Source organism: bacterium (assembly GCA_014360495.1).
Taxonomy (GTDB): Bacteria; Armatimonadota; JACIXR01; order JACIXR01; family JACIXR01; genus JACIXR01.
Genome location: JACIXR010000004.1, coordinates 46,235 through 60,102, shown reverse-complemented (window position 1 = coordinate 60,102; position 13,868 = coordinate 46,235). Strand labels below are relative to the sequence as shown.

Annotated in this window: 11 protein-coding genes; 8 read left to right on the top strand and 3 right to left on the bottom strand. The window is 45.9% G+C overall.

Annotation, left to right across the window (positions count from 1 at the left end; all coding sequences use genetic code 11):
* Positions 1-141 precede the first annotated feature (141 nt).
* A complete protein-coding gene (locus H5T88_04160) occupies positions 142-966 on the bottom strand; it encodes an FkbM family methyltransferase (protein ID MBC7329533.1) in 825 nt (274 codons plus the stop codon).
* 371 nt (positions 967-1,337) lie between these two features.
* Between H5T88_04160 and H5T88_04155 the strand changes: the two genes are divergently transcribed.
* From H5T88_04155 to ychF, 4 genes are all read left to right on the top strand, one after another.
* Positions 1,338-3,464 carry a polysaccharide biosynthesis tyrosine autokinase gene (locus tag H5T88_04155; protein ID MBC7329532.1) on the top strand — a complete coding sequence of 709 codons (2,127 nt, stop codon included), beginning with the start codon at positions 1,338-1,340 and terminating at the stop codon, positions 3,462-3,464.
* 513 nt (positions 3,465-3,977) lie between these two features.
* Positions 3,978-4,328, top strand: coding sequence for a hypothetical protein (locus tag H5T88_04150; GenBank protein MBC7329531.1), 351 nt, complete (start codon positions 3,978-3,980; stop codon positions 4,326-4,328).
* On the top strand, positions 4,285-7,137 hold the full coding sequence (gene uvrA, locus H5T88_04145) for an excinuclease ABC subunit UvrA (protein ID MBC7329530.1): 2,853 nt from the start codon (positions 4,285-4,287) through the stop codon (positions 7,135-7,137). The genes H5T88_04150 and uvrA overlap by 44 nt, the downstream gene beginning before the upstream one ends.
* Before the next feature lie 7 nt (positions 7,138-7,144).
* Positions 7,145-8,203 (top strand): redox-regulated ATPase YchF, encoded by a 1,059-nt coding sequence (gene ychF, locus H5T88_04140; GenBank protein ID MBC7329529.1) that lies wholly within the window; start codon positions 7,145-7,147, stop codon positions 8,201-8,203.
* Positions 8,204-8,256: 53 nt separating this feature from the next.
* On the opposite strand, the gene H5T88_04135 is transcribed toward ychF, so the two are convergent.
* Positions 8,257-8,394, bottom strand: a complete 138-nt coding sequence (locus H5T88_04135) for a hypothetical protein (protein MBC7329528.1) — start codon at positions 8,392-8,394, stop codon at positions 8,257-8,259.
* Between the two features lie 244 nt (positions 8,395-8,638).
* Here H5T88_04135 and H5T88_04130 point away from each other — a divergent pair, with 244 nt between their 5' ends.
* From H5T88_04130 to H5T88_04115, 4 genes are all read left to right on the top strand, one after another.
* Positions 8,639-9,079, top strand: coding sequence for a LexA family transcriptional regulator (locus tag H5T88_04130; protein ID MBC7329527.1), 441 nt, complete (start codon positions 8,639-8,641; stop codon positions 9,077-9,079).
* Positions 9,076-10,338, top strand: coding sequence for a DNA polymerase IV (locus H5T88_04125; protein ID MBC7329526.1), 1,263 nt, complete (start codon positions 9,076-9,078; stop codon positions 10,336-10,338). The genes H5T88_04130 and H5T88_04125 overlap by 4 nt, the downstream gene beginning before the upstream one ends.
* Positions 10,339-10,412: 74 nt before the next feature.
* Entirely contained in the window at positions 10,413-11,054 is a 642-nt protein-coding gene (locus H5T88_04120) for a hypothetical protein (protein ID MBC7329525.1), read from the top strand.
* Positions 11,047-12,165: an NAD/NADP octopine/nopaline dehydrogenase family protein gene (locus tag H5T88_04115; protein ID MBC7329524.1), complete on the top strand. Its 1,119-nt coding sequence runs from the start codon at positions 11,047-11,049 to the stop codon at positions 12,163-12,165. Before H5T88_04120 ends, H5T88_04115 begins: the two co-directional genes overlap by 8 nt.
* A gap of 44 nt (positions 12,166-12,209) precedes the next feature.
* Here the strand turns inward: H5T88_04115 and H5T88_04110 are convergent, their stop codons facing one another.
* Positions 12,210-13,772: a DUF5060 domain-containing protein gene (locus H5T88_04110; GenBank protein MBC7329523.1), complete on the bottom strand. Its 1,563-nt coding sequence runs from the start codon at positions 13,770-13,772 to the stop codon at positions 12,210-12,212.
* Positions 13,773-13,868: the final 96 nt, after the last annotated feature.

Below are 13,868 nucleotides of genomic sequence, written 5' to 3'. Positions count from 1 at the left end.
TAAAAATTTCCACCACTTATTGTTTGGTTGGCTTTCCTCTTCTCCAAAATTACAACTATATTGTTAGTAGTAGGCAACTTATTAATCCGCAATATTTGAAACGCTACCGAACTTTAATACTATTACAAACCCTTCGCCCTATTAGCGGGATTCATCATCCCAGGCGAAAAGAACTTTCTCACCTCTTTCAATTTCCTTGAACTTATAGTTGGGATTATATTTTAAAAGGATTTCCCTTATCTCAATTGGGTCGGTTGGACGATGATATGAACATATGGCTAATTTAGGCTTGAATTGGGAAATTGTCTTTTCCGCTCCCAATAGGGCATCAACTTCCGCCCCCTCTATGTCCATCTTAATGAAATCTACCCTCTCTAATCCCGTCTCTTCTATAATTGTATCTATTTTTAATGCCGTTACCTCTTGGATACCTTTGCTTAATTTTTCCTCCCGCTTATAAGGGGATAGAGAATGACTCGCTGAACTTTTAATAAGCAACTGCATTGAGCAATCTTGCTTATAAACGGCAACTTTTAGGGGGAGAATGGGGGCTATTCTCCCTTCGTTTTCATTTGCCATCCTCTCCAAAATTTCATAGTTTCTTTCCTCCGGCTCAATTGCTATTACCTTTCCCCCTTTACCGGCTTTCTTAGCAAATAGCAAGCTTGCGACACCTATATTTGCGCCACAATCTATCACTATATCACCTTCTTCCACTATTACGGGTGGCTCTTGATATTTGTTGAGTAAATTTATATCTCTTATGAGGTAGAATAAATAAGAAATGTATTCTCCGTCGTCTGGGACTATATAGTAAACCCCTTTTCTTTCATAAAGAACCCAGTTACAATCGCGGCGGATCAACTTTAACCCACGAGAAAAGGCTTTATTTTCTCTCCACAAGTATCTAAGTGGGAAAGGGAAAAGAACAGAAAAACCATAAAGAAGAAAACGAAATTTATCCATAAAAGAAGGAGCCACTTCTTTTGGAGAAGTGAAAAATAACACCCGGCATAATATTTTGAATTTTTCAATTAACTTCATAGTAGCTTAATCATATTCTCATTGGAAAGAAGAGTCAAGAAAAATTTCTATTTTTAAATGTTCTCTCTAACTCGCATTAACAAAAAGGTAGATTGCGAGCCTTGATGCTAAGGCATTAAGGCTCGCAATCACAAAAATGATGTCGCTTCCACAATGACAAGGGCGAAGAATACCACCATTAGGTGGTGCCAAACACTCCTTTATTTTAAATGGAACCCCATTTCCCCATCGCAAATTCAAAAAGCTTAAAACCTCTTGCAAAGACTGTGGTCTTTTACTATATTTAAATTGTTATGAAGGAGAAAAGAGAACAGCGAGAGTTCAGAGATTACATCGCGATATTCTTTAATAGGATGCCTGTTGCCCTCATCACCTTCGGCGTCGTCCTCGGACTCGTCGTCATCTATACAATCACTCAGCCCAAGATTTATAGGGCAAGCGCTAAAGTGAGAATCCTCAGAGAGACAGAAAAGATTCTCACCATCCCCTTTCCCACCTATAGCCTCGCACCAGATATCTCCACCGCTGTTAAGCTTATGACGAGCCGGGATGTGTTGCGGAAAGCAGTTGAGTATATGAGGCGAAACTCAGCCTCCGCAGGTGAGGTAAATAATATAAGCCTTGAAGCAATGGCTTCCTCCATTAAGGTGAACGCTTTGAGGGACACGGATATCATCCAGATAGATGCTTCTTCCCCCAACCCCCGTCTCGCTATGCTTATGGCTAACGCCCTCGCTAATGCCTTCGTTGAGGAAGTGGATAATATCGCTAAGAGGGAAAGCAGGGAGACAAGGATTTTTCTTGAGGAGCAAATCTACGGCAATCCGAAAAAGGGTATAAAGGGTATGGAGAAAACATTGAACGAGATTGAGGCGAAGATAAGGGATTTCCAAAAGCAGGAGGGCTTCGTGGATATTGATAAGGAAACGAGCTCGCTTATTGAGAGAGTGGGAAATCTCCGCGCGGAGATAGAGGGATGCGATATTTCAATCAAGATGGCGCAGGCAAGGCTTGAGAAAGTGGAGAATATCCTCAAACAGCAGGGGGAATGGGTCGTCTCGGGGAAAACATTAGCTGATGCCCCCTATATTTCCAAGTTAAGAGATGCAATTGCGGAGGCGGAGCTGAAGCTTTTGAACCTACAGGAGAAATACACTCAGAACAATCCCCAGGTCTTAGAGGCTAAGAAGAATCTTGATAACTTGAAGAGGGAATTGGAGGAGAGATTGAAGCAGAGGGCAAGAGAGGAGGTTGGGGAAAGCCTCACCCTAAATCCACTTCAAAGCGAGAGGATATCCGCTCAATTGGAGATATTTGCTAATGAGGCGAAGAAGAAAGCTTTGGAGGATTTCCTTCAGCCACTTGAGACCCAACTATCAACCCTCCCCGATAAGAGCCTCACCTACGCTCGCCTCCAAAGGGAAAGACAAACCCTCTCCACTCTCTATACCGACCTCTTGCAGAGATTGCAGGAGGCGAGGGTCAGGGAGACGACTACGAGAGGAAACGCTTATATCGCTGAGACAGCTACCCTTCCCACCTCTCCCGCCTTCCCACCCCGCAATCTCCTCATCTCCACTGGCTTCGTCCTCGCCATTTTTCTCGGCGTGGCAGCCGCTTTATTAGCGGAATATCTTGACGATACCGTTAAGGCTCCTTTTGATGCGGAGAGGGACTTGGGGGTTGCGGTCTTGGGAGCGATTCCCCAGTTTGAGGTAAAGGATGGAAATCTACCGGTCCTCACTCAGCCCCGCTCGAGCGCCGCTGAGGCTTTCCGCACATTGAGGTCTAATATAAAGTTCAGCCAGTTGGATAAACCCATCAAAACACTGCTGGTGACATCCTCAATTAAGGGCGAAGGGAAAACAGTCGTTGCGAGCAACCTCGCCCTTGCTTTCAGCACGGGAGGAGTGAAGACGCTCCTCATAGACTGCGATATGCGCCATCCCGAGATTCATCATCTCTTCGGTTTGGAAAGGGAGAAGGGATTGACAAGTGTTTTAGTGGGGGAGGAAAAGCTTGAGGATTGTGTTAGGGAGGTGGGAGAGAACTTGTTTGTTCTCCCCTGCGGTCCCGTTCCGCCTAATCCCGTGGAGATGCTGGATTCCCAAAGAATGCGGGATTTGCTGAACGAGTGTGGGGAGAAGTATGATATGGTGGTGCTGGATCCCCCTCCGATTATGGGGATGGCGGATGCTTTGGTTCTCTCGGCGATAAGCGATGGGGTTTTGATGTTGGCTAAGAGTGGCTCCACAAGGAGAGGGATACTCAGGCAGGCAATTGCGAGTTTGGAGAAGGCGGGTGGTAGGTTGTTGGGATTGGTTTTGAATTTCCTCACTCCCCGAAGAGGTTATTATTACTACTATTATTATTACTATTACTACAGTTATGGATATGGGAGGGAGAAAAAGAAGAAATAGTTTGGGGGTCTTCGCCTTTTGAAACTTGTGGGATACTCTATTTTCATGAGTGCGAGAGCCTTCTGACGGCAGTTAGTCAGGGCTACGGGGCAAAGAGGAGTAATTTGGCAAGATTTTTTGCATTAGCCCATTGAGAGCCGATACTTAATTCACTAAATTTCTTCTTTTAATTTTCCGTACAAATTTTATCCAAGAGCCGATAACATTTATTTTCTTCCGTTATACTTCACCCCTTCCGCAGTCCTATCATCTCTATGCTGTTTAGAAGCCCAACTAATCAAGCACCTCGCAGTGACAAAAAGAATGTCAATGCTGGCATGGGTAAAGATTTTTGAAAAAAGGGTGGATTCAAAATAACGAAAAGGGGAAAAATGGCTCATATAAAAATCTAATACCCATGGGTGCGAATCCGTGAAAGGCGGGCTTGACAATTTCATTATGTCTCTTTTTACTAAATACGAGATTGCTTCGTTGCTTCGCTCCTCGCTATGACAGTGAGGTTCTTACCCCGCTATGGAAGGAATTGCCACTAAAACATATACCTATAGATGCGAGCCCGCCGAAGCGGGCGTGGCAATCCACCCCTTTGTCATTGCGAGGGCTCCCGTAGGGAGCCCGTGGCAATCTCTTCTTGTCCAACTTTCTGTCATTGCTTCGCTACCGCCCCCAAAGACAAAAAACTCAACCCACGCTATGACAACGAAACTCCATTACTACAACGCCTTCTTGAAAGCCACGAGAATATCTTCTCCCTCTACGATGGATTACCACTATCTTGACTTTTATCTTCCCCTCGCTAAAATCAATTTAAAGAGAACCCATGCCCCAGGACAAGATTATCATCAGAGGCGCAAGGCAACATAATCTCAAGAACATCAATCTGGAGATTCCCCGGGATAAGTTAGTCGTTATTACGGGTTTATCTGGTTCGGGGAAATCCTCCCTAGCCTTTGATACAATCTACGCCGAAGGGCAAAGAAGATATGTTGAGAGCCTATCAGCATACGCCCGCCAGTTCCTTGAGCAGATGGATAAGCCCGATGTTGATTTCATTGATGGCTTATCCCCCGCGATCTCCATAGACCAGAAATCCGCACCGCGTAATCCCCGCTCAACGGTCGGAACCGTCACCGAGATATATGACTACCTCCGCCTCCTCTTCGCCCGCATCGGCGTCCCCTATTGTCCGAATTGCGGAGTCAAAATAGAAAGGCAAACGGTTCAGCAGATAACAGACCAAATCCTCAACCTCCCAGAAGGAACAAGGATTCTCGTCCTTGCCCCCATCGTTAAGGGACGCAAGGGAGAATATAAATCCCTCCTTGAGGAGATAAAAAGGGAAGGCTTCACAAGGGTAAGGGTAGATGGGCAGATGCTAAATCTCGCCGAGGAGGAAATCCCCCTACTTGATAAATACAAAATCCATCACATTGAGGTGATTGTTGACAGGATAGTCTTGAGGGAAGGGATAAAGGGAAGATTAACCGATTCCCTTGAGACGGCTTTGAAGATGGGCAAGGGACAGGTGATAGTCAGCGTGATGGACGGGGAAGAGCTCTATTTCTCAGAGGAATTCGCCTGTCCGATTTGCGGATTCAGTATGGGCGAACTGGAGCCGAGAAAGTTTTCCTTCAACTCCCCCTATGGCGCCTGCCCCACTTGCCACGGCTTGGGCTATGTCACCGATTTCTCTCCCGACCTGGTCTTTGATTACGATAAGAGCATAGCGGAGGGCGGGATAATCCCCCTTAGGAAGTTCTATAGCGAGTATTATCCCGCCATCATAAGAAGCCTTGCGGAGGAATATGGCTTCAGCCTCCACGAGCCGATAAAGAAGCTTCCTCCTGAAATAAGAGAGATGTTATTTTATGGCACGAATAGACCGGTCTTCATTTCCTATGTTAACTGGCGAGGCTACGAGAGGGAGTATTGGACGCATTTTAGGGGAATAAAGGAGATGCTTGAAGAGAAGCTGAGATATAGCACCTCGGAGCGGGTCAAGGAGGAAGTGGCGCAATTTATGGCAACCCATGTCTGCCCGGATTGCGAGGGTAAAAGGTTGAAGAAGGAAAGCCTCGCTGTAAAGGTTGCGGGGAAGAATATATATGAGGTCACCCTTCTCTCCGTTGATGAGGCATACAAGTTCTTTGCCTCACTTCCCGAGCAATTGAGCGAGAAGGAGAAGATAATAGCTCAGCCAATTTTAAAGGAAATTTTGGCTCGCTTAGGGTTCCTCAAGGATGTTGGACTGGGCTATCTTACCCTGGAGCGACCGGCAAACACATTAGCGGGAGGGGAGGCGCAGAGGATTCGGCTTGCTACCCAAATTGGCTCGGGATTAATGGGGGTGATTTATATCCTTGATGAGCCATCCATTGGTCTTCATCCCAGAGATAATAGGCGCCTTCTTGATACCCTCATCAAATTGAGGGACCTTGGAAACACGGTGATTGTAGTTGAGCACGACGAGGAAACGATAAGAACAGCTGACTGGATTATAGATTTGGGACCTGGGGCGGGAGAGCATGGCGGATATGTCGTGGTATCGGGCACCCTGGAGGATGTAATAAAGGAACCCCGCTCAATAACGGGACAATATCTCTCAGGGGCGAGGAGGATTCCCGTCCCCAAAACGAGGAGAAAACCCAAGGGGAAATGGTTAATTATAAAGGGAGCGAAGAAATACAACTTGAAGGGCATAGATGTGAAGATTCCTTTGGGTCTTTTCGTCGCCATAACTGGCGTTTCCGGTTCGGGCAAAAGCACTCTATTAGAGGAGATAGTTTACCCCGTCGTCTCCAATCACCTCTATGGAACGAGGCTTCCCACGGGCGAATATAAAGGAGTTGAGGGATTGGAGGAATTAGACAAGGTGATTAACATAGACCAATCACCCATAGGGAGAACTCCCCGCTCCAATCCCGCCACTTATACTGGCGTCTTTGACTTGATACGCCAGCTATTCGCCCAACTCCCGGAGGCGAAAGCGAGGGGATATAAGCCAGGACGCTTCTCCTTCAATGTCAAGGGTGGAAGATGTGAGGCTTGCAAGGGCGACGGATATATAAAGGTGGAAATGCAATTCCTTCCTGATGTTTATGTGAGGTGCGAGGAGTGCAAGGGGAAGAGGTACAATAGGGAAACTTTGGAGATAAAATACAAGGGAAAGACGATTGCCGATGTCTTGGATATGACGGTTGAGGAAGCCCTTCACTTCTTCCGCAACATAGAGCCCATCAGGAAGAAGCTGGAAACACTCTACGATGTGGGGCTCGGCTATATTAGGTTGGGTCAGCCAGCAACTACCCTCTCGGGCGGGGAAGCGCAGAGGGTAAAGCTGGCAACGGAGTTATCTCGCAAGGCTACGGGAAGAACTCTCTACATATTGGATGAACCCACCACAGGACTCCACTTCGCCGATGTGGAGAAACTCCTTAATATCCTCCATCGCTTGGTTGATAGAGGGAATACAGTGCTAATCATAGAGCATAACCTGGAAGTGATAAAGACGGCTGATTGGATAATTGACCTCGGTCCCGAGGGTGGTGAGCAGGGAGGCTATATAATCGCCGAAGGTCCACCTGAGGAGATAATCAAGAACCCCATCTCCTATACTGGACAGTTCCTTAAGAAAGTCCTCCTCAAAGAGGAAGTAGCGGTCTCAACGAGTTGAGGGAATTATGTTAAGAGTGGGGATAGTGGGTTTGCCGAACGCGGGGAAAACGACCTTTTTCAACGCCCTAACTCAATCATCCGCTGAAGCTGCCCCCTACCCTTTCACAACAATAGACCCAAATAGGGCAATCGTCCCAATCCCTGATGAGCGTCTTGATGTGCTGGCGAAAATATTCTCTCAGGAGGTGGTTAAGCCAGCAACAATTGAGTTCGTTGATGTAGCCGGCTTGGTGAAGGGGGCACACGAGGGTGAAGGATTGGGAAATCAGTTTCTCGCCCAATTGAGAGAGGTGGACGCTATAGTTCACATAATAAGATTCTTCTCCGACCCCCAAATCCCCCATATTGAGGGAACGATAGACCCCAAAAGGGATTTTGAGATAATAAATACCGAGCTTCTTTACGCCGATTTGGAAACCATAGAGAGGAGGATAGAAAGGATAAGGAAGAAACCAGGCGAGAAGGAAAGGGAGGAATTGAGAGTCTTGGAACTCCTCAAGGAGCATATAGGGAAAGGGAATTGGGCTATCACCTTCAACGCATATGAGAAGGCGAAAGAAGTGATTTCCGGTCTTTTCCTCTTAACCTCCAAGCCCTGCTTAATAGTAGCCAATATGGATGAGGAACAGATTGTGAAGGGCGAGATGACGGAGATTGATGGATTTCAAGCCATACCCATATGCGCCAAATTGGAAGCGGATATCCTCGCCTTCTCTCCCGAGGAAAGAAAGGAATACCTTGAGATGATGGGCATCAAGGAAACAGGGCTTGTGAAGATTTTGAAGGAATGCTATCGCATGTTGGGGTTGATTACTTTTTATACGGGTGTGGGAAAGGAATTAAGAGCTTGGCCAATCAAGGAAGGGACGACGGCTTGGGAGGCGGCGGGGAAGATTCATTCAGACATCCAGAAAGGGTTCGTTAAAGCAGAAGTTATATCCTTTGATGAGCTTGTCAAGGTGGGTTCTTGGGCTACTGCGAAAGAAAAGGGAATCGTGAGGATTGAAGGGAAAAGTTATGTGATGAAGGACGGAGATATCGCCTACTTTCGCTTCCAACCATAGGTTTGTAGGCTTTAGATAAGGAAGCCGAAACAATCAAAAAAGAGATTGCTTCGCTATCGCTCGCATCTATGGGTATAGGTTTTAGCGACAATTCCTTCCGTAGCGGGATAAGAACCCCCATTGTCATTGCGAGCCTTCTGCTTCGCAGAAGGCGTGGCAATCTCGTATTTAATCATAGAGAATGAATGCAATTGCCAGGTCCTCCTTTGTCGGACTCGCGTCTTTGGATATAGATTTTTATATGAAACATTTTGTTTTTCGTTATTATAAATCCCCCCTTATGCTATCAATTCAAATTTTTTAACATTTCCTTCATAACGATTTATTTATTTTTCAAAAATCTTTACCCATGCCAGCAATGACAAAAAATGTATTGACAACAACCCAAACCCAAAAGCAAAATAGATATTGATTCCCCCTAAAGGAGCTGAGGCTATGCCTTCAAGGAAGGAAATAGCAGATGCTCAACCCATATCAATAAAGCAGGAAGAGGAAAAGGTTGAGTTAAAGTTCGTCGGAGATATAACCGCTGGTTTCCCCTCCCCAGCGGAGGAGGAACTTTTTGAAAACATCTCCCTAGAAGAATGGCTCATAAGAAATCCTACCTCCACATTTCTCGTTAAAGTCTATGGCGAATCAATGATAGAGGCGGGTATATTGCCCGGCGATTTCGTCTTAGTTGATAGGAGCCTTGCTCCCAAAAACGGCGATATCGTCATTGCAGAAGTAGATGGCGAATGGACGATGAAGTATTTCCGCAAACAAAGGGGAGAGATACTCCTCGTCCCAGCCAACCCACGCTATCCTCCAATCAAACCAACCGAAAGTCTCAATATCTTCGGAGTCGTAATAGGAGTGGTGAGGAAATATAGATGAATAATGAGCAACCCATTTCCATTGAAGGCTTTCCAAGGGCGATTCTCCATTTAGACGCAGACGCCTTCTTCGCCTCCTGTGAACAGGCAACGAATCCTTCCCTGAAAGGGAAACCGATAGTCGTGGGAAAGGACAGGGGAATAGTGACCGCTGCGAGCTACGAAGCGAAGGCGCTCGGCGTGCAAAGAGGAATGCTGATAAAGGAAGTGGAAAGGAAATTTCCCCAAGTGGTTATCCTTAAATCCGATTACGAAAAATACAGCATCTTCTCACTGAGAATCTTTGAGATTTTGCGTCGCTTCTCCCCCATCGTTGAGGAATACTCAATAGACGAAGCTTTTGTGGACCTGACAGGCTTGAGAAGACCACTTCATTCTTCCTATGAGGAAATCGGTCTCCGCATAAAAGAGACAATCAAGAAAGAGCTCGGCATAACCGTTTCCGTGGGGATAAGCTTGACCAAGGTTCTAGCTAAAATCGCCTCCAAACAGAAAAAGCCAGATGGCTTGACAGTTATCCCTGGAAGGGAGATTCATCTTTATCTCAAGGATTTGCCCATCTCCGAGGTGTGGGGGATAGGACCCAATACAGCCTCCTTCTGCGAGAAGCTCGGAATAAGAACAGCCCTTGACTACGCTCGCAAATCGGAAAACTTCATAAAGAAATACTTCTCAAAGCCCTTTTATGAAATCTGGCTAGAGCTGCGGGGAGTAAGCGTCTATCCCGTCAATCCAGAACCAAAAGATTCTTACAAATCTATCAGCAAAGCCCTCACCTTCCCGCCCACCGCCGATAAGAACTTGGTCTTCGCCCATCTATCTATGAACTTAGAGAAAGCCTGCTTCAAGGCGAGGAAATACGAACTTCTGGCAAAGAAGGTTATCTTCTTCCTTCGCAAACAGGATTACTCCTGCGTTGGAATGGAGATAAAGCTCTCCTCCCCTTCCGCCTATCCAGTGGAGATACTCCCTCTTTTGAGGCAACCATTTGAGGAGCTATATGAGGACGAAGCCCTATATCGCCAAACGGGAGTAATTCTCTCAGATTTGCTTTCCAAAAACGCCTACCAACCAAATATATTTGATAGCCAATTAAGGGCGGAGAAGATTTCAAAACTTTACGAGGTGATTGATGACCTCGCCCAACGATTCGGGAGGACCACTATCGCCCCCGCTTCAAGCATTCCCTTGATTAAAGATAATCCCCTCAAAAGAGGAAAAAGCTTCAAGATTCCCATCCTCCCCATAAAGCTTCAGTAATAGTAATTTCTTCAAATATAAGGTAGAATTTCTCTCCCCATAAATGTAAAATATAAACAAAGGAGGCTCCAAAAATGAAATATGACTTTCGGAATTTGCTGGCGGAGGCGAAGGAAATCCTTGATGAAAAGGACAAAGCGAGAGAGGAAGCTCTCAAGCTTTCCCGTGAGATAACGAGGAATTCCGCCTTCTCCATAAGGGCTCTTCATCAAGGAGAGCTATCCGAGGCAGAAAAGCTTTTAAACGATGCTTTGGAAAGACATAGGGAGCTTGTCTCCCTCTTGGAGAGGCATCCCGACCTTCGCTACTCGGGCTTCGTTCACGACGCAGAAAAGGAACTAGTGGAGGCAAGCGTCATCTTCTCAATTAAACAGAAGAAACCCATTCAAAAGCAAAAAGAATTGGGGGTTTTGTATACCGCTTATCTAAACGGAATCGGAGAAGCAATGGGTGAGGTGAGGAGGATGCTGCTTGATTGTATTAGAAGAGGGGAACTTGAGGAATGTGAATGGCTCCTCAGTCTGATGGAAGAAGTCTATTACTTTCTATCCTCTCTAATTTATCCCGATGCGATAACGGGAAACCTCCGCCGAACAGTTGATATGGTAAGGGGAGTTTTGGAACGCTCAAGGGGAGATTTGACGCTCGCCATGGTAACCCTACCATTAATAGAGGAGAATTTCAACGAGGAGAAAGGAGAGGAAGAAAATGCCTGACGAATTGGGAAGACCCATATTCACGGTTTTCGGTGCAGGGAACGGGGGACAAGCGATGGCGGGCTACTTGGCTTTGAAGGGATTCCAGGTCCGCCTCTATAATCGCAGCGAACCACGCATCCAGCCGATAAAATTGATGGGTGGTATAGAGTTAGTTGGCTCGGAGATGCATCCCGATTTGCGTGGATTCGGAGAGATTCCTATCGTCACTACAAATGCTGAAGAGGCGATGGAGGGAAGCGATATACTTTTAGTCGTCGTCCCTGCAAATGGTCATCGTTTCATCGCCGAGCAGATGGCTCCCCACCTCAAAGATGGACAAATAATCGTTCTGAACCCGGGAAGGACATTTGGAGCATTGGAGGTTTATCAAATCTTGAGAGAGAGGGGAGTAAAGGCAAATGTGATAGTAGCGGAGGCTCAAACATTCATTTTCGCCTCCCGCAACATCAATCCAGCACAAGTGCGCATCTTCCGCATAAAAAACAGCATCCCTGTTGCAGCTATCCCCGCTTATAGAACTATAGAGGTCATAAAAGCTTTAAGGGTTGCGTTTCCACAATTCGTTCCCGAGGCGAATGTCTTCCTAACAAGTCTTAACAATATAGGGGCGGTCTTCCATCCCGCTATAACCGTTCTTAACGCATCTCGCATAGAATCAACCCACGGAGATTTCGAGTTTTATATAGAGGGGGTAACACCGGCAATAGCAAGCATATTGGAGAGAATTGACGAGGAAAGATGCAAGGTTATGGAAGCTTTGGGCATAAGACCCATGACGGCACGGGAATGGCTTTACATCGCATATGACGCTGCTGGTTCATCCCTCTTTGAAGCAATCCATAATAACAGGGGCTACTATGGGATTAAAGCCCCTCCCACGCTCGAGCATCGCTATATAACCGAGGATGTTCCGATGAGCCTTGTCCCTATCGCATCTTTGGGAAGGATGTTGGGAATTCCCGTTGATACGATAGAGACGATTATCAAACTCGCCTGCGTGGTCCTCAAAAGAGATTTTTGGGAGGAAGGAAGGACAGTGGAAAAGCTCGGCTTGGCGGGTCGCTCAGTTCGGGAGATAAGAAGGCTCGCTCTGGAAGGAGAAGATTAGGAACCAAAAGGTTTTTCACAAAAAGCCATCACAGCGCTTTCCCATTATTTTTCTCTTCTTCTAATTATTAATACCTTTTCCCCCTCCACCCTAATAGCCAGTTTCTTTTCCTTTGCACTTATTTTTTCCTTCCTTTCTTCCCTACATTTCACAGGGTCAAAATACCTTACCTCAAATCCTCCAGAAAGGGAATCCAAAGCAAAATTTCCTCCCTCTGGTAGATAAACAAGAAAAACGGTTTTATCAATTGATGCCAAACAAACCACATTTTTACCCTCTATTTGAGGATATGGTTCCATCTTCCACCAAGGAACTGAAGTTAAAACTTGATACATAAACTTCAAATAAGGATAAAGAAGCCCCGCTGGCTCCATTAGCTTTCCCCAATTGCCGAAAAACGCTCCGTTTCTACCTATCTCGCGCGGAGGGGTCACCTGGTCGCCATAGGAGAGGTGAGCACCGCTAAGCAGGATAGTCCAGCAGGCTTTCCTGAGATTTGCCACATCCAATCCCGCTTCTCCCTGATAGCCATCCCCTTCCCAAATACACTCCTGCGCCAGTATCGGCTTCCTCACCACACTCCGAATCTCCTCCATCAACCCTTTATATTTATCATAATTCCAGTCCCTCAACTTATCCTGAAGGGTGAAATAATCGTAAAAAGGAGATGAGCATATCTCCAAAGCCTTCTTGCTATAGTTCCATGAGTGGACGCTTAGAAGCCTATGCCAGGGGTCATATTTTCTTATGAGCTCAAGGATTTCTAAAACCTCAACGGGGCTAAAACCTTCCTCCCACTCCGTTACGGGTTGAAATGTGGCATTAAAGAAACCCGACCAGCGAGCAGTCCAATATCTCACGAAGTTTTCCCATTCCTCTTTGGGCATTCTGGGAACTCCATTCGTTCCACCGAATATGTTCGCTGGGATAAGATACATATTCCTCTTCTTCAAGCTGAACAAAACTCTGTCCATATTCCTCCAGAAGCGAAGGTCATAGCGGGAAAAGTCAAACCCATCTCCAGTATTGACCCAGGGTGCACGATAGCCTACCCCGGGGATTCCACTAAACCCACAATGGGGAGCGACGATTGCATTGAAACCGAACTTCTGAACGAAGTCCAAAGTCTCCTCCAATTTACCCATCTCCGCAACGACATCTGCTTCCTCCATATCATAGGCAAACAAGAAAAACGGAGTTCCATCAGCAGTGCAAAACCATATGCTATTTGGAGGATAAATTCTCAGAGGTCCTCTTATATTTGATTGTTTACAGAGGAAAACACCTTCAATCGGCTTAGTTGACCCATCGGAGAAATATATCTTGTATTTCCACTCCCCTTCTTCGTCTGGCATAAACCTTATTCTCCATATGTAGCCACCGTCGTAAAATCCGTAAATTTTGAGCTCTCTTCCGCTCTTCAAATTCCTAAATTCCCCTATAAGAGCAACATCGCGAAAGGGGTTATCGTAGATTTTCTCGTTCTTCAGGGAGAATTCAATCAAATCCCACCTTCCAACAACCCTCCTCTCCTGCGAGCAGAAGGTGGACGCATTATAAACCAAACACATAACGAACAAAATCGCAATTTTAGACTTGATTAGCATCTCAATTTATTTTAACATGTTAGCTTTCAACCTGGTAAGCAAATTAGAATTGACGACCATTTTATCATCATTTAAAATCAGTATAAAGTAAACACT

Bases quoted from the DNA above. Each gene is read 5' to 3' on its own strand.
- H5T88_04155 (MBC7329532.1), top strand. From the start codon at position 1,338: ATGAAGGAGAAAAGAGAACAGCGAGAGTTCAGAGATTACATCGCGATA.
- H5T88_04130 (MBC7329527.1), top strand. From the start codon at position 8,639: ATGCCTTCAAGGAAGGAAATAGCAGATGCTCAACCCATATCAATAAAG.
- ychF (MBC7329529.1), top strand. From the start codon at position 7,145: ATGTTAAGAGTGGGGATAGTGGGTTTGCCGAACGCGGGGAAAACGACC.
- H5T88_04110 (MBC7329523.1), bottom strand. From the start codon at position 13,772: ATGCTAATCAAGTCTAAAATTGCGATTTTGTTCGTTATGTGTTTGGTT.
- H5T88_04115 (MBC7329524.1), top strand. From the start codon at position 11,047: ATGCCTGACGAATTGGGAAGACCCATATTCACGGTTTTCGGTGCAGGG.
- uvrA (MBC7329530.1), top strand. From the start codon at position 4,285: ATGCCCCAGGACAAGATTATCATCAGAGGCGCAAGGCAACATAATCTC.
- H5T88_04150 (MBC7329531.1), top strand. From the start codon at position 3,978: ATGGAAGGAATTGCCACTAAAACATATACCTATAGATGCGAGCCCGCC.
- H5T88_04160 (MBC7329533.1), bottom strand. From the start codon at position 966: ATGGATAAATTTCGTTTTCTTCTTTATGGTTTTTCTGTTCTTTTCCCT.
- H5T88_04120 (MBC7329525.1), top strand. From the start codon at position 10,413: ATGAAATATGACTTTCGGAATTTGCTGGCGGAGGCGAAGGAAATCCTT.
- H5T88_04125 (MBC7329526.1), top strand. From the start codon at position 9,076: ATGAATAATGAGCAACCCATTTCCATTGAAGGCTTTCCAAGGGCGATT.